This window comes from Aeromonas sanarellii, assembly GCF_000820085.1.
GTDB classification, from domain to species: Bacteria; Pseudomonadota; Gammaproteobacteria; order Enterobacterales; family Aeromonadaceae; genus Aeromonas; species Aeromonas sanarellii.
Window position 1 is genome coordinate 22,134 of the sequence record NZ_CDBN01000035.1, and the last position, 15,987, is coordinate 38,120.

Annotated in this window: 16 protein-coding genes; 13 read left to right on the plus strand and 3 right to left on the minus strand. The window is 58.3% G+C overall.

The genetic code is table 11. The features are described from left to right. Nucleotides 1-245 precede the first annotated feature (245 nt). The 5 genes from rlmKL to rmf all read left to right on the plus strand — a co-directional run bounded on the left by rlmKL (nt 246) and on the right by rmf (nt 6,613). Nucleotides 246-2,414, plus strand: coding sequence for a bifunctional 23S rRNA (guanine(2069)-N(7))-methyltransferase RlmK/23S rRNA (guanine(2445)-N(2))-methyltransferase RlmL (rlmKL, locus tag BN1132_RS06855; RefSeq protein ID WP_042076251.1), 2,169 nt, complete (start codon nt 246-248; stop codon nt 2,412-2,414). Then, the gene (locus BN1132_RS06860) at nt 2,414-2,641 is read left to right on the plus strand and encodes a glutaredoxin family protein (RefSeq protein WP_042076253.1); all 228 of its coding nucleotides are present in this window, start codon (nt 2,414-2,416) and stop codon (nt 2,639-2,641) included. The genes rlmKL and BN1132_RS06860 overlap by 1 nt, the downstream gene beginning before the upstream one ends. Nucleotides 2,642-2,713: 72 nt before the next feature. Beyond that, nucleotides 2,714-4,624: an ATP-binding cassette ATPase Uup gene (gene uup / locus BN1132_RS06865; RefSeq protein ID WP_042076254.1), complete on the plus strand. Its 1,911-nt coding sequence runs from the start codon at nt 2,714-2,716 to the stop codon at nt 4,622-4,624. A gap of 8 nt (nt 4,625-4,632) precedes the next feature. Next, nucleotides 4,633-6,276, plus strand: coding sequence for a DUF3466 family protein (locus BN1132_RS06870; RefSeq protein ID WP_042076256.1), 1,644 nt, complete (start codon nt 4,633-4,635; stop codon nt 6,274-6,276). 157 nt (nt 6,277-6,433) lie between these two features. Then, nucleotides 6,434-6,613, plus strand: a complete 180-nt coding sequence (rmf, locus tag BN1132_RS19415; protein WP_005315693.1) for a ribosome modulation factor — start codon at nt 6,434-6,436, stop codon at nt 6,611-6,613. 87 nt (nt 6,614-6,700) lie between these two features. Here rmf and fabA read toward each other — a convergent pair whose 3' ends face one another. The 3 genes from fabA to BN1132_RS06885 all read right to left on the minus strand — a co-directional run bounded on the left by fabA (nt 6,701) and on the right by BN1132_RS06885 (nt 9,759). Further along, nucleotides 6,701-7,261 carry a 3-hydroxyacyl-[acyl-carrier-protein] dehydratase FabA gene (fabA, locus tag BN1132_RS06875; protein WP_042076258.1) on the minus strand — a complete coding sequence of 187 codons (561 nt, stop codon included), beginning with the start codon at nt 7,259-7,261 and terminating at the stop codon, nt 6,701-6,703. 78 nt (nt 7,262-7,339) lie between these two features. Continuing rightward, nucleotides 7,340-9,316: a Lon protease family protein gene (locus tag BN1132_RS06880; RefSeq protein WP_042076261.1), complete on the minus strand. Its 1,977-nt coding sequence runs from the start codon at nt 9,314-9,316 to the stop codon at nt 7,340-7,342. 38 nt (nt 9,317-9,354) lie between these two features. After that, nucleotides 9,355-9,759, minus strand: a complete 405-nt coding sequence (locus BN1132_RS06885) for a helix-turn-helix domain-containing protein (protein WP_042076264.1) — start codon at nt 9,757-9,759, stop codon at nt 9,355-9,357. Between the two features lie 126 nt (nt 9,760-9,885). Between BN1132_RS06885 and BN1132_RS06890 the strand changes: the two genes are divergently transcribed. The 8 genes from BN1132_RS06890 to BN1132_RS06925 all read left to right on the plus strand — a co-directional run bounded on the left by BN1132_RS06890 (nt 9,886) and on the right by BN1132_RS06925 (nt 15,780). Continuing rightward, entirely contained in the window at nt 9,886-10,137 is a 252-nt protein-coding gene (locus tag BN1132_RS06890) for a hypothetical protein (protein WP_042076267.1), read from the plus strand. 30 nt (nt 10,138-10,167) lie between these two features. Continuing rightward, nucleotides 10,168-11,673 (plus strand): replication initiation factor domain-containing protein, encoded by a 1,506-nt coding sequence (locus BN1132_RS06895; RefSeq protein WP_244462920.1) that lies wholly within the window; start codon nt 10,168-10,170, stop codon nt 11,671-11,673. Between the two features lie 27 nt (nt 11,674-11,700). Continuing rightward, entirely contained in the window at nt 11,701-12,021 is a 321-nt protein-coding gene (locus BN1132_RS06900; RefSeq protein WP_042076272.1) for a hypothetical protein, read from the plus strand. 300 nt (nt 12,022-12,321) lie between these two features. Continuing rightward, nucleotides 12,322-12,534, plus strand: coding sequence for a hypothetical protein (locus BN1132_RS06905; RefSeq protein WP_042076273.1), 213 nt, complete (start codon nt 12,322-12,324; stop codon nt 12,532-12,534). Nucleotides 12,535-12,860: 326 nt separating this feature from the next. After that, nucleotides 12,861-13,934, plus strand: a complete 1,074-nt coding sequence (locus BN1132_RS19925) for a hypothetical protein (RefSeq protein ID WP_157005352.1) — start codon at nt 12,861-12,863, stop codon at nt 13,932-13,934. Nucleotides 13,935-13,937: 3 nt separating this feature from the next. After that, nucleotides 13,938-14,252, plus strand: coding sequence for a DUF2523 family protein (locus BN1132_RS06915; protein ID WP_042076275.1), 315 nt, complete (start codon nt 13,938-13,940; stop codon nt 14,250-14,252). Between the two features lie 3 nt (nt 14,253-14,255). Beyond that, nucleotides 14,256-15,458, plus strand: a complete 1,203-nt coding sequence (locus BN1132_RS06920) for a zonular occludens toxin family protein (protein WP_084202650.1) — start codon at nt 14,256-14,258, stop codon at nt 15,456-15,458. Nucleotides 15,459-15,540: 82 nt separating this feature from the next. After that, a complete protein-coding gene (locus BN1132_RS06925) occupies nt 15,541-15,780 on the plus strand; it encodes a hypothetical protein (protein ID WP_042076278.1) in 240 nt (79 codons plus the stop codon). The last annotated feature ends 207 nt before the right edge of the window (nt 15,781-15,987 follow it).

Consider the following 15,987-nt stretch of genomic DNA (forward strand, 5'->3'; position numbering starts at 1 on the left):
AATATGAGCAGGCCTGCAGCCATCCTGTCCCGTTATTTGCCGCCGTACTGCCAATCTGTGTGATTTTTGCCCCCGGCGGGCAAGACCTTCGATATCGTTCCCTTGAAATAGGGAGGCATCGCCCGTTCATTCCGGAGATCCTGCTGCCTGCGAGGGGAGGAGGGCGACCTCATGCCGTACCCGGCGCCGTTAATATTCGTGTGATGCCCAAGGTTCGGGTGCCGAGCGCGGGCCGATAAGGTATAATGCGGCACTATTTTTATGGCATCCCCGTGAGCGTGATGAAAGAATTTTTTGCAACCTGCCCCAAGGGGCTGGAAAACCTGCTGGCCGTCGAGCTGACCAATCTGGGCGCGGAGCAGGTCCGTGAGACCGTGGCCGGCGTCCACTTCAAGGGCGAACTGGCCATCGGCTACAAGGCCTGCCTGTGGAGCCGCTTCGCCTCCCGCATCGTGCTGGTGCTCTCCGAATTCCAGATGAACGACGATCTGGATCTCTATCTGGGAGCCCACACCATCCCCTGGGAAGAGCACTTCTCCGGCACCGCCACCATAGCGGTGGACTTTACCGGGACCAATGCTTCCATCCGCAATACCCAGTACGGGGCGCTCAAGATCAAGGATGCCATCGTCGATCGCTTCACCAAGCGCGGCCACGTGCGCCCGGACGTGGACAAGAAGTCCCCGGACATCCGCATCATGGCGCATCTGGGCAAGGGCAAGGCCAACATCACGCTGGACTTGTCGGGTCCGGCCTTGCATCAGCGCTTCTATCGCCAGGGCACCGGTGAGGCGCCCCTCAAGGAGAACCTGGCCGCGGCCATGATCGCCCGCAGCGGCTGGGCCGGCGAGCCCATGATGGACCCCATGTGCGGTTCCGGTACCCTGCTGATTGAAGCGGCCTTTATCGCCGCCGACATGGCGCCGGCCCTGCGCCGCGAGCGCTTCGGCTTCGATCGCTGGCTACAGCACGATGGCGAATTGTGGCAGAGCCTGCTGATGGAGGCCCAGGTGCGTGCCAAGCGCGGCATGCAGCGCTGCGAAGTGAAGCTGTTCGGCTGTGATGCGGACTCCCGCGTGCTGGCGAAGGCCCGTGACAATGCGAAAGCCGCCGGTGTGGCCCACCTCGTCACCTTCAAGCAGGCCGACGTCACCGCCCTGGAGAACCCGCTGCCCATGCCGGCCGAAGGGGAGGCGCGCCAAGTGGGCATGCTCATCTCCAACCCGCCCTATGGCGAGCGTCTTGGCGAGTTCCCGGCGCTGCTGGAAGTGCACCAGGCGCTCGGCGATGCCCTGCGCCGCAGCTTCCAGGGCTGGCGAGTCACCATCCTCTCCGCCTCGCCCGAGCTGCTGAGCTGCCTGCGCCTGCGCGCCGACAAGCAGTACCGCCTGTTCAACGGGGCGCTCGAGTGCCAGCTGCGCAACTACCAGATCGCGCTGGACTCCGTCGCCTCCCAGAAAGAGGTGGCCCAGGACTTCGCGAACCGCCTGCGAAAGAATCTGAAGGCCCTGGAGAAGTGGGCCAGCAAGGAAAACCTCGACTGCTATCGCCTCTATGACGCGGACTTGCCGGAATACAACGCCGCCATCGACCGCTACCGGGATTATCTGGTGGTGCAGGAGTATGCCGCGCCCAAGGACATTCCCGCCCAGAAGACCCGTCAGCGTCTGCTCGATATGGTGCAGGCCGCCATCAAGGTGACCGGCATGGACGGCGAGAAGGTGATCCTGAAGGTGCGCGAGCGTCAGGAGGGCAAGCAGCAGTACCAGAAGCTCTCCGAAGAGCAGCACCGGATGGAGGTGCAGGAGTACGGGGCGCGGCTGTGGGTCAACCTCTACGACTACCTGGACACCGGCCTCTTCCTCGATCACCGTCAGACCCGCCGCATGCTGGGCCAGATGGCCAGGGGCAAGCGCTTCCTGAACCTGTTCGCCTACACCGGCAGCGCCACGGTGCACGCGGGGCTGGGCGGCGCCCGCGAGACCACCACGGTGGACATGTCGCGCACCTATCTCAACTGGGCGCAGGACAACATGCGCCTGAACTCGCTGGTGGGCCGTGAGCACAAGTTCGTGCAGGCGGACTGCCTGAAGTGGCTCTCCGAGGCGGATGAGCAGTACGACCTCATCTTCATCGATCCGCCCACCTTCTCCAACTCCAAGCGGATGGACGAGAGCTTCGACGTGCAGCGGGATCACCTGCTGCTGATGCAGCACCTCAAACGCCTGCTGGCGGCGGACGGCACCCTGGTCTTCTCCAACAACAAGCGCCACTTCAAGATGGACCTGGCCGGACTCGAGGCCATCGGCCTGAAGGCCCAGAACATCACCGGCAAGACCCGGCCGAAGGATTTCGAGCGCAACCAGCATATCCACAACTGCTGGATCATCACCCACGCCGAGGCGCAGGGCTAATGCTGACCCTGTTTCACACCGACGGTTGCCACCTGTGCGAGCAGGCCTGGGCGCTGGTGGAGCAGGCCGGGCTGGCGGGGCTGACCCGCCGCTGCGACATCCTGGACGATGACGCCTGGCTCGCGGCCTACCGGGTGCGGATCCCGGTGCTCTGCGATGAGGCCGGCCGCGAACTGGGCTGGCCCTTCACCCTGGTGGAGCTCCAGGCGTGGCAGGCCCAGGGGTGATACCGATTTGACGATGAAACGGGGGCAGATCCAGTCTGCCGCCCGTTTTTTCATAAGCAACAAGGAACAAACATGGCTCTTTTGACATTGCACGGCGCCTCCCTGTCGTTCAGTGACTTCCCGCTGCTGGATCAGGCCGAGCTCACCATAGAGCGGGGCGAACGCCTCTGCCTGGTGGGGCGCAACGGGGCGGGCAAGTCCACCCTGATGAAGGTCATCGCCGGCGAACTGCCGCTGGACGACGGTCGCCTGGTGTTGCAGCAGGACTTGAAAGTGACCCGTCTCGAGCAGGATCCCCCCGCCTCGAGCGAGCTCACCGTGTTCGATTACGCCGCCGAAGGGCTGGCCGGGGTGGGGGAGCTGCTCAAGCAGTATCACCATGTCTCCATGGCGCTGGCGAGCGACCCCTCCGATGCCAACATTCGCACCATGAGCCAGTTGCAGGAGCAGCTTGACTATCAGAACGGCTGGCAGTTCGAGACCCGCATCAACCAGGTGCTGACCTTGCTCGATCTCGACCCCGATGTGACCCTCGACAGCCTCTCCGGCGGCTGGCTGCGCAAGGTGGCCCTGGCCCGCGCGCTGGCCTGCGATCCGGATCTGCTGCTGCTGGACGAGCCGACCAACCACCTGGACATCGATGCCATCAACTGGCTGGAAGAGTTCCTCAAGGACTTTCGCGGCGCCATCGTCTTCATCTCCCACGACCGGGAGTTCATCCACAAGCTGGCGACCCGGATCATCGATCTCGATCGCGGCGTGATCACCTCCTGGCCCGGCAACTATGACGACTACCTGCAGGGCAAGGAGGAGTGGCTGCGGGTCGAGGAGCTGAAAAACGCCGAGTTCGACCGCAAGCTGGCCCAGGAAGAGGTGTGGGTGCGTCAGGGGATCAAGGCCCGCCGCACCCGCAACGAGGGGCGGGTGCGCGCCCTCAAGGCGATGCGCATGGAGCGTACCCAGCGCCGCGAGCTGCAGGGCAAGGCCAAGCTGCAGCTGGACGAGGCGGGCCGCTCCGGCAAGCTGGTGTTCGAGACCGAGGGACTGGGTCTGGACTTTGGCGATCGCACCCTGTTCCAGGGGCTGGATTTGCAGGTGCTGCGCGGGGACAAGATAGCCCTGGTTGGCCCCAATGGCTGCGGCAAGTCGACCCTGATCAAGCTGCTGCTGGGCCAGCTCGAGGCGTGCCGCGGGTCGGTGCGCCAGGGAACCAACCTGGAGGTGGCCTATTTCGATCAGTACCGCGAGCAGCTCGATCCCGAGAAGACGGTGGTGGACAACGTGGGGGAGGGCAAGCAGGAGGTGATGGTGCGCGGGCGTTCCCGCCACATCCTCGGCTACCTGCAGGACTTCCTGTTCGAGCCCAAGCGGGCGCGTACCCCGGTGAAGGCCTTGTCAGGGGGCGAGAAAAACCGTCTACTGTTGGCCAAGCTCTTCCTCAAACCCAGTAACTTGTTGATTCTCGATGAACCAACCAACGACCTGGATGTCGAAACGCTGGAATTGCTGGAGGAGCTGCTCACCGATTACCCGGGCACCCTGCTGCTGGTCAGCCACGATCGCCGTTTCATCGACAATACGGTGACAGGCTGCTGGCTGTTTGAAGGGGATGGGCGGATCAGCGATTATGTCGGGGGCTATGCCGACATGATGGCCACCCGCGCCCAGCAGGCTTCCCTGCTGGCGGCCAAGGCGGCGCCGGTCAAGGTGGCAGAGCCTGTCGCGCAGGCGGCAGAGCCGGCGAAAAAAACGCGCAAACTCTCTTACAAGTTGCAACTGGAGCTGGATAATCTGCCGGCCCGGCTGGAGCAGCTGGAAGCCGAGCTCGATGCCCTGCAGGCCGAGATCAACCACCCCGGTTTCTTCTCCCTGCCCGCGGAGCAGACCCAGCCCAGACTGGATGCATTGAATGCGGCAGAAGCCGCATTGGAACACGCCTTCTCCCGCTGGGAGGAGTTGGAAGCGTTGAAACATCAAGACTAAGGAAGTAGATGAAAAAGCAATTATCCATGCTGGCCATCCTGGTCGGCGCCAGCCTCAACGCGCAGGCGGCACAAAGCTCCTTTTTCACCATCGTCGATGACGAAGTCAAAGGCTATGCCAGCGCGATCAGCGCGGATGGCAGCGGCCTCGTCGGGATCAACACCAAGAACAACATGGCCGAGTACTTCTCGACCGTGCGCTCTGCCGACTTCCTGGTCGATCGTTTCCGTTTCGAGCAGGGCTGCTTCTTGTCTAGCTCCGTCTGCGACTCCTTCTGGGATGACAATGCCGGTTTTGCCTACCAGTGGCGCCGTGACTTCCTCGACAAGGTCGATCAGCGCAACAACCTGGGTTACGTGCAACAGAGCGAGACCGACGGCCTGGTGACCGCGCTGGGGGAGGTGCCGGCGGATCGAGTGGGTTACAAGATGGATGGCAAGCTGCGCACCGCCTTTGCCATCGTCAATGACGGCAATCCGGTCGCACTGAAGGATGCGGCCAGCACCCATGGCGTGAGCGTACCGGCCGCCATCAAGAAGCTGGACAACGGCCAGTATCTGGTGACCGGCACCGCCGCCACCGACAAGTATCGCCACAAGGTAGGCGGCGATTTCTACAAGTGGTGCTTCGAGGGCAACGACGATGAGTACGGTGACTTCCGATACTGCCCAGGTGCCGATACCCAGGCCAGCTTCTGGCTGCTCAATGGCTCCGGCGGCCTCAACAAGCTGATGCAGGCACCCGACTATGCCCATCGACGGGATGAGGTGCTGCAGACGGCCTCCGCGCTCGGCGCGGCCGAATACAATGGCACCCTCTATGGCGTGGGTTACAGCTCCACCGGCGAGGTGGGGTCGGGGGACCTGGATGGCCGCAACCTGGCCAGCTACTGGGCTCTGGATCTGAACGCCGGCACAGTGGGCGCCACCAAGGTCATTCCGCTGCCGGATGGCGAGCCGGGCAAGGACGACGGCGTGCTGCAACATAGCTGGGCAGTGGCGGTCAACGACAACGGCTACGTGATAGGCAACCAGCGCTACCGCATCAACAAGGGTCAGAACCGCCCGGTGGAGATGTTCCTGTTCAATCTGGGCAAGCCCGGCACGGCGGCCACTCTTCCCCTGCAGGACAAGCCGCTCTCCGGCTCCGGCTCCGAGGCGGCGGCCATCAATGACCACAACATGGTGGTCGGCTGGCGCGACTCCCGTCATCAGACCCAGCCGGTGGTCAACGGCACCAACCGCATGCAGGAGGCCTTCCTGCTCAACGCGGCTGCCCCGAGCAACAGCTGGTATCTGAACGACCTGATCTGCGGCCTGAACGATGCGGGTGCCAAGCAGTGCGCCCAGAACGGTTACTACTACCACATCGCCTATGCCAGCGGCATCAGCAGCGATGGCACCATAGCCGCGACCGCCTACCGCTACGCCAGCGAGAGCGATCTGAACAACCGCACCAATGCGACCGTGGTGGCCGTCAAGCTGACGCCGGCGGTGGCGGACTACCAGGGCAACACGCCGGCCAGCTATGTGGTCAGCAATGCCCCGGTCAACAACCAGACCGGTCAGGATGGTGAAGGTGGCGGTGGCAGCCTGTTCTGGTTGACTCTGCTGGCCTTGCCCTTTGCCTGGCTGCGTCGTTACCAGCGATAAAAATGTGTCATGAAAAATTAATGCGCTTCAGTATCTTGTGTCACAACCCCTGAATAGCATGGAATTTTTTGTTTGACCCTGCCTCCCCCCTGGGGTAAAGATGAAGGCGACCGGTGAAAAACTGGTCGCTTTTTTTGTTCCACGAAGAGGGTCGTAGATGATGAAGAGACAGAAACGGGACCGTCTGGAGAGAGCTCGCGCTCGTGGTTATCAGGCTGGCGTAGTCGGCAAACAGAAAGAAGCGTGTCCGTATCAATGCCTGGATGCCAGAGGGCACTGGCTTGGTGGTTGGCGCGACGCCATGGAAGGGCGAGGCTCAGGCCTCTTCATGAAGTAACCGATACTTCATCACTCATTTCAAATAGGAAAGGGGCCTTGGCGGCCCCTTTACGTTATCCCTCTGGCACTGAACCAGAGCGGAAGATCAGAATGCGGTGGTGTCTTTGAACAGACCCACTTTCAGGTCGGTCGCGCTGTAGATGGGACGACCGTCCACTTCCACCACGCCGTCGGCAATGCCCATGACCAGCTTGCGATTGATGACGCGCTTGAAGGTGATCTTGTAGGTGACCTTCTTGGCGGTCGGCAGGATCTGACCGGTGAACTTGACTTCACCGACACCCAGCGCACGGCCTTTGCCAGGGCCGCCTTTCCAGCCCAGGAAGAAGCCGACCAGTTGCCACATTGCATCCAGCCCCAGGCAGCCCGGCATGACGGGATCACCGGGGAAGTGGCAATCGAAGAACCAGAGGTCCGGGGTGATGTCGAGCTCGGCCAGGATTTCGCCCTTGCCATGCTCGCCGCCGTGGTCATTGATCTTGACGATGCGATCCATCATCAGCATGTTGGGGGCGGGCAGCTGGCTGTTACCCTCACCAAATAATTCGCCACGGCTGCAGGCAAGCAGCTCTTCACGGGTAAAGGACTCTTTGCCTTGTTCGCACAGGGAGAGGCGGGGATTAGTGGTGTCGTTGTCTAGGGTCACGCTGTTTATCCTTCATATGGGTCAAAGCCGGGCCAATTTAGCGTACAGTTGTTCGCCAAACAACTCCGATCACTTCATTCAATGGCCGAATAGCCGGTCGAGCAGGCGCCGCAGCAGGCCGCTCTTGGCGGTCGTGCCATTGAGCTCGTCCAGCCGCTCCTGAATGCGGCCAAACAGGGTATCCGGCATGTCGGGTTCACCCGCGACGCAACCGGTCAGCAGTTCGATGGCCTCTTCCACGTGATCCACCGGATGGATATGGAACTGGCCAGCCTCGACGGCGGCGATCACCTCGTCGGAGAGATTGAGCTGCTGGGCGTTGGTGCCGGGCAGCAAGATACCTTGCTTGCCGGTGAGACCGTGGATCTTGCACACCCGGAAGAAGCCTTCGATCTTCTCGTTCACGCCGCCCACCGCCTGCACGTTGCCAAACTGATCGACCGCACCGGTGACGGCGAAGTGCTGGTAAATGGGCTGGCGGGCGAGGGCGGAGAGCAGGGCGCACAGACCGGTCAGGGAGGCGCTGTCGCCATCGATCTCGTGGTAGGACTGCTCGAACACCAGGTTGGCCGAGAGGGGGGAGGGGTTCTCGGCACCGAACTTGTTGGAGAGGTAGCCGTGGATGATCATCATCGCCTTGGCATGGATGTGTCCGGCGAGTTCCGCCTTGCGCTCGATGTCCGCCACGTCCCCGTCCCCCAGGTGAACGGTGGCGGTCAGGCGCACCGGCTCGCCGAAGTCGTAGGGGTGACCCGCGACCTGGATGACGGAGAGGCCGTTGATCTGGCCGACCTCCTCACCGTCGGTCTGCAGCAGGATCTGGCCGTCGATGACCCCCTGATCCGACTGTTCCACCAGGTAGTTGAGGCGGTAATCCTGCTCCTCCAGGGCGAGCATGATGTGCTCATCGGTCACGCTGCCTGCTTCCAGCTCGCGGGCCAGGCTGTCGGCCATGCGCATGATGGCGCCGAGCTGTACCTCTTCGATGGAGAGCCACTCCTGATGATCGCACAGGCGGCTGGCGTGGCGACAGAGGGCGAGAAGGGCGCTTGGGGTGAAATCCAGCAACTCCCAGCGCTCGCGCAGCCAGGCCAGATATTGCAGAAATTCGGGCAAGTCCTCTTCGATATTGACCTCGGAAACCAGGTCGGCGCGCAGGAAGATGCGTTCCGCCATGTCTCGGTCCAGCATCTGGAACTCGGCCACCTCCAGTCGATCGCCCACCAGGATCAGCTTGAACCGGATCGGTGTCGCCTCCGGGGTGAAGAAAGGCGTCAGCGTCTTGCCTTCCTGATAGGCATTCCAGTCCAGCTCGCCTTTTTGCATGGCGTTCTTGAGCTTGAACCAGAGGTGGGGCTGATCCAGCAACTCGTCGAGTTGCAGGATGAGGTAGCCGCCGTTGGCTTCCCGCAGCAACCCCGGCTCCAGCAAATGCTGGTTGGCATAGACCGAGCCTTGTTCCGTCTGGTAGTTGATGGAGCCGAACAGGGTGTCCCAGTTCAAGTCGCGACCATAGATGACGGGGGCCTGCTGGTCTTCATGATGAATGAGCAGGTTGATGAGCACGGGGTGCTGGAACTCGAGCCCCTGGGCCACATGGGCGGCAAGATCGGAGAGAAAGTCCACGATCTTGGGGTCGTTGTTCTGCTTGCGGATGATCCGGGTGACGAGGCGCTCGGCATCCAGGTGATGGCTCATCAGCTTGAGCAATTCACCGACCATCTCGCAGAACTCGAAACCGGAGCCCGGTTGCAGCCTGAGCCAGATGGGCTTGAACGGGTTGTTCAGGTTCTCGGTGTAACAAAGATCGAACAGATCGCCATCCTTGCCATTGGAGGTGGCGATCAGGGTCTGGCAGACATTCTCATAATCCGCACCGGGGAAGCCGTTGAGGATCATGACCGGGCAGTCACCGTCAAAACTGGCCAACCGCTTGATGCCCGAAATGGCTCTGGGCTGCAGGGCGGCAAAAGGGATGGGGTCGAGTTCGCTGAGCGCGGGAAACTGCTCAATCGTGAAAGCGGGTTTTAGTTGTTCTGATGTTAATTCAGCCACTTAAGACATCCGGTCGGGAATAGGATCAATTGTCAGCATTATACACAGTTCAATTGAGGGGAACAGGAAACAAGCATCATCGATTTAACATAATATACATTATGCGCGGTTAGGTTAGGCCCGTTCAGGGGTGCCAGAAACACAGCAACCGCAAGGGCTACCGCCGTGCCTGCACCTTTCGAGTACTTCGCCAGGATCTCGTACCACGCCTTTTTCAGCTCGGGATCCGTGGCCCTGACTGCCGCCAGACTTATCAGCACTTCGCTGACGTCCAGGCCGATTTCCTGGGCAATCTTTTTTGCAGTGGCATCAGTGAGTTGCATCTTTCCAGTGGTCAGGCTGGAGATGTGCGACTTGGTAAAACCAAGCTCGGCAGCTACTTGCTGGTATTGGCTGAAATTTTTGGCCCTCATGTAGGCTTGAATCAGCGCTTTAGAGTCCATGTTTCTGTCTCCTGAGTGGTTAGACAATCGGCCCATCATACTCACTTTTCGTCCAAATGCCTCGGTTGTCATTGCGCTAATTAACTGATCTAATCCAGGTCATTTCATTAACTTGCTGACTGACCCATGACCCACTCTAGCCCACAAAACGAAGATCTGCCCGCGCTCATCGAGCGCAAGGTCTACTGGCAGCCAGAGCCGACAGGCGATTACTCCGCCTGCATCGCGGGTCAGGTGGAGATGTTCCGCGACCTGCACGAGCTGCGGGTCTATCTGTCGATGACGTACCCCGACACCGTATTCGAGCTGGTCGAGGTCACAGAAGAGACCTGGCAAGGCTTCTATGACCAGGGAGTGTTTTTCGATGACTGGTCATAACGCCGTGATGCTGATTGACGGGGGTCGCTCATGATCACCTCTACCTCTGGCGTGCTTCGTGATGCCATGACCATGCCCAGCGACGTGATGCCGATAAATAGGGTTATCGGCGCCAACACCCTGATCGACTATCTGTCCTTTACCTGGGCACCGGATGAACTGCGCCGGATGACCGACTTGGCCAAGCAAGGCGCACTGCTCAAAGCCATCCCGCGCTTCGACACGGCCAACAAGGCGCTCCAGGCGGCGTTTGCTGCCCCTGCGGTGGAAGGTCTGCGCTACCTGTGGAAACGTCCGGTGGGCTTCGCTCCCCTCGCCCGTTTTGACAAGGTGACGGAACGGCTGTGTGAAAAGGCCGCCCCCAAACCCTTGGCCGTCAAAGCCCCCTCCCCTGTGCTCACGCCGTCCATGACCGAAATGATGGAGCAGGCCCTGCACTCTGGGTACAAGTCCCGGGCTGACATGCGCCAGGAGCTCAAGGCCGTCTGCTCTGCCCTGCTCCAGTTCTCCGAGTTCGAGGTTGTCCAGGGTGCCAAGTATTGGGAAGCCTATAACGACTTGATCGACTGCTACGGCGTTCAGTTCCTGGATGCCCTCTGCTGCAACGAGATCGAGCTGTGGCTTGAAGAGCTGAATCAGCGTATCGGGGTGCCCATCCCCGAGCCGCGCTTTACCATGCGCCCTCGCCGCTCCGGTCTGCATGGCTACGCCAATTCCGCCGACCTGCTGTGTGATGGCCTCCCCTGCGGCCTCATTGGTTGGGGTGCGGCAAACCATGGCTGTATGGTGAGTTTTTCCGGCGTGGGTTGTGCCGCCCTGGATTTCCAGGCTTTGCATGCTGTTATCTCTCACATTCCTGGCGTGCGCATCACGCGGGTGGATCTCGCCCTGGATGACTACAGCGGCGAACACATCACCTACCAGGGTGCCATTGCCGGCGCCGAGGCTGGCGAGTTCCATCCCCAGCGGGGCCGCGCCCCGTCCTGGATGAAGATTGAATCCGGCGAGTTCGTGATCTCCGAGGTGTCCAAGGGCATCGCCAAGCGCTTTGGCATGGTGCCGACCAAGGGCTGTTCGTTCTACGTGGGCAGCCGCATCAACGGTAAATGCGCTCGGGTATACGAAAAGGGCAAACAGATGCAGTCGGCAGAGTATCCGAACTGGGTACGCGCCGAAGGCGAGTTGCACAACAAGGACCGGATTATTCCGCTGGACGTCCTGATAAACCCTGACCCCTATTTTGCGGGCATGTATCCGCAATTTGAAAAGTGGCTGACGGCGATACAGCAAGCGGAAATAAAACCCGTGCGTCTGACCACCTTTAAAAACAAGTTCAAAACGTCCAGGGACAACGCCGTATTTAATATGTCCAGGATGGCGGGTCGCCTTGTTAATTGGTTAGCAAACATCGAGGGGCTATCCCCTGAGAAGATTGTTAACCAATTAACTGCGCACCTGGAAGAAAGTGATATTCCGGCGCGATTAAGAATGCCGCTCCCTCCTGACCTGGATGAGCTGCCCCTATTTTCGACCTAACCAAGGTTCTTCAACGAGGTAATAACAATGTCTATTCTGTCCGGTGTTCTGGTCACTCGCGTGACCCATGGCTATGGTGTTTCCCGCAAATCTGGCGCTCCGGTGCCTTATGACTTTGCCCAGGTGGAATACCTGGCACTGGCAAATAACGTCAACAAGCCGGAGTGCAATATCACCTCCTGGGGTTATGAGGTTCGCCAATTGGCCCTGCGTAATGACGCCGCCACCATCAAAGAGCTGGTCGATTGCCCTAAATTGGTGGCCGTGGATCTTGTCCTGGAAGCCGATCCCCAGAATCCGACCCGTAACGTGGTCGTCGGTTTCCAGCCCACCAAAAAGCCGCTGTAATCGGCGCGCAACGAGGAGGAGGAGCGAGGGCGCGCAGCGACCGACGACGAGGGCGCAATCATGCTTTGTCTCGATATTACCTCTGAGGGATATACCCGCCTTGCAGAGGGGGATTCATGTCAATACGTGCTCCTGACTTTCCAGGAGCACACCAAACTCACCGATATATCCAACTGGTTTCAGTTCGATATAGCGGTTGTAGGAATAGCCTTTAGCTCTGGCATCGTTATATGGGCTTTGGGTTTAAAAGTGGGCGCAATTGCCCGATTAATCGTAGGTGCAAAAAGAGGATAAACGAGTATGCAAAATTATATCCGTAATGGTTCCATCGCTCTGGTGGGTTCCCTGGTCGCCATGGGGGCGAATGCTGAAGGTGGTGGTGCTGCTGCCGCTGCGGGGGCGGCTCTGGATCAGGCGCAAACTGACGTGAACATGACGTCGCCGAAGGTGATGATGGTCGTGGCTTCGGTCGTCGCCGTCACCATCCTGATCGGCCTGATGCGCAAAGCCTAAGCATGTCTTTGCTTATCGGGACGCTGTGGTTCCTGTTCTTTGTGGAAGGCTACAGATCATCGTTTTCGATATGACACAAGGCGGCCTCGGTCGCCTTTTTTATTGGGGGTCGTGTGAGGGTCCTTTATTTTCTGTTCCTGGTGCCGCTGGGGGCCTTTGCGAGCTGTCCGGCTGGGCTCCATTTGCAAAATGTGCCGATAGGCACTGCAATGCCTTATTGCGTTAAATGGGAATCTTCTACCCTGGGCGGGTGTCAGGTTGAATGCCCTGGCGTCTGTGTTGAAACACCTGCCACGGGTACTATGGGGCCTATAGAGTCTAATGGAGTGGAGTGTACTGTTGGCAATGGTGGTGAAGGTGGTGGAGATACTGGGGGCAGTCCTGGTGGGGATGGTAGCCTTCCTGGTGATACCGATTATATTGATGGTTGGCAGTATTTTAATCATTACGGTTATGAGAAAGTCGGTTATACCCTTTCAAAGATTAACACCAATTTAGGTAAGCAGTTGACGGGCGTTAATTCACGGCTTTCTGATTTAAAGGAGTATTCTAATCAGATTGCTGGTAATGCATTTAAAACTCAATACGAGTTGTCTGGTGTTAACGATAAGCTTAATGAGGCGCTGCCTTATATAAAGGAAATCCCAGGTCGTATAGAAGGGACCAATCTGTATTTGTCTCGCATGGAGGCGGATTTTGATTTGGCTAACGCTCAATTAAAAAAGATTGCTGATAATATTGGTTCTCTTGGCGGTGGCGGTGGTTCTGACTTGGGTACGCTTCCTGGTGATGCTGCGGCAATTAAAAGCATGATGCAAACCGCTATGGGGTGGTGGGGCGGTACTCCTGGGGCGTTAAATTCCATTAGTTATGGTTTGTCGTCTATGTCTACTGATGTTGCCCAATTGAAGGGCATGACTGAGTATTTTGAAAAGCAGCAGGTGGGTTTTCAGGGACAGATGGCCGGTGATTTGGCGGCTATTAAAGATATGATGAAAAATGGTCAAGGTTCCGATGGCGAGGGTAACGCGGGCATAGACTATTCAAAAATGCCAGGTGCAGCGGATAATCCATTACACGTGGCCGAATCAAAATATGAATCCACACTGTGCCAGGATGGTGATAATTGCGCGTTTAACCTGGGAGAAATCAATAAACAGTATGATGACAAGAAAACGGAGTTAAAAGATAAATACAAGGCGATTAAAGATGAAATTGCCGAGATATTTAGATTCCAATTCTCCGGTTCGGCTTCGGTGCCCAAGTGTTTTGATATGTATTCATTCGCTGGCAAGTCGTATTCTATTTGTCCTGATGTGGGCGCTTATTGGGAGCTGTTGGCGGCAGTCATGATGTTTATTTTCTATTTTATCGCCTTAATGATGGTGGCAAAGAGGTAAATCATGGAGTGGCTAGGTGATTTGTTTAGCGGGTTATTCAACGATATATATAATCTTGCTGTCCAGGTAACGGCCTGGATAACGGTGAAACTGGCGATTGAATGGGTCGAGTTCAAGCTGTTCATGCTGGCCTTCTCCTGGGATGTTGCCAGGGAAATCCTGATTAACCTGCAATTCAGCGACTTGATTTCGCAGTCCTTTAATAACTTGCCGGATTCGGTACGGGAGATATTGCTCTATCTGCACTTTGACAAGGGCCTGTCCATCATCACCCAGGCATTTGTTACCCGTTTCCTGCTTAACATATTCGGGTGGTGAGCCATGTCCATCAAAATCCATCACGGCGCCCCTGGTTCTTATAAGTCCTCCGGTGCCATTCATACCGATGTGATCCCGGCCATCAAGGCGGGTCGCTACATCATCACCAACGTGCGGGGCTTCTCGGTGGAGCGCTGCCGCGAGGTGCTGGGTAAGGATGTGCCAGACGGCTTTGAGGTGCTCTATGTTGAGACCGAATCCCAGGAGGGGCGTGATCATCTGGCTCGGTTCTACCACTGGGCACCCAAGGGGGCATTCTTCCTGGTCGATGAGGTGCAGCGGATATTTCCGCCTGCCTGGCGCCAGAGTGACCTGGATAGACTCGATTATCCTGGCGGGCCGGATAAGGCCAAGGAAGATGGCCGACCGGAAACTATCGACGTGGCCTTTGATATGCACCGTCACCACAACTGGGATTTCGTATTAACGACTCCGAACATTAAAAAGGTGCACCAGGTAATCCGGGCTGCGGCGGAAACCGCGATTCGCCATACCAATATGGCGATATTGGGGATTGGTGGCCGTTATAAGACCGTGCTTCACCTTTCCGATAACTCCGGCACCTCTTTATCTGACGTGCTGCAAGCCAAGCCATTCAACAAGGTGCCGAAATATGTTTTCAAGCTTTATGACTCGACTACAACCGGTAAAGTCTCGGATACAATCGCAGGCAGTTCGGTACTACGAGATCCTAAAGTTCTCTTTATTCTGGCGGTTTGGGGACTCTGTTTATATTTTGGCTTCATCAAGCCTGAGTATATTGACGCGCCTGCTAAGGCCCCTGCGCCCTCTCCTGCCGCTGCTTCGACTCCTGGGGCGGTGGGTGCTTCGCCCACTGCTGATGTACGTCCTGGTGGCGCTCCTGCTGCGTCTGCTGATGGCGTCTTTGCTGTAGGGCCCTTTGCGGGCTATCGCCTCATCATCAACTGCCATGTACTGACCAAAAACAGCCGGGACGTCTACAACGTCGAGTATTGCTTTGCCCTGCGCAAAGGCGATGACGAACAAGCCATCTATGCCGAGGAGTGGCCGCAGTTCTTCGTGGACTTGAAGCCGATGACGGCCTGCCATGCGGTGATCCAGTACCAGGGGCAACCCGTGGATGTGTACTGCGACCCTGACGGGGATGCGCTGCGTAAACGGGTCAATGGTGCCCTCTTCGCGGGCCGGGATAGCGCTAGTGAGCCAGTCGATGACCGGACATAACAATATCGGTGTCCGGGTATAAAAAGTGGTCACTGCGTAACGCGGTTTCTTATGTTAAATAAGGCTGTTAAAAGGAGTTGATGTGCTTGGTATCGTTGTGGTTTTCATTGATATTGCCATTCTGATCACGATTGGGAGAAATCCCGACTATTCCACCAAAGCCCGTTGGGCCTGCTTTGCCCTGGTCGTGCTGTTCTCGCTGCCTCCCCTGCTCTGGCTGTTTGGAGGGCACCTCATGGAGCTGGAGGCTAAGTGGCAGCATCACTGCCGTGCTAAACGCCGCGCTCGTGCTGCTGCCACTCGTCTCAAGAATGGCCGCTGACTTCCAGGGAGTTGGGCACCCATAATCTGCAGCAGCCCATCAGCATATGGTGAGCTGCGCGAACCATGATAAACGCCTTGCCGGAGGGCGCTTGCGTCCCGAGGACCTATGCCCCTCAAGTGTCCGCCTCCCTGGGGTGATTCACGACATTGAGCTCCTCCGCTGCAATAACCCCCTTCCCTGCTAAACCCGTTTTAATGCCTCGTC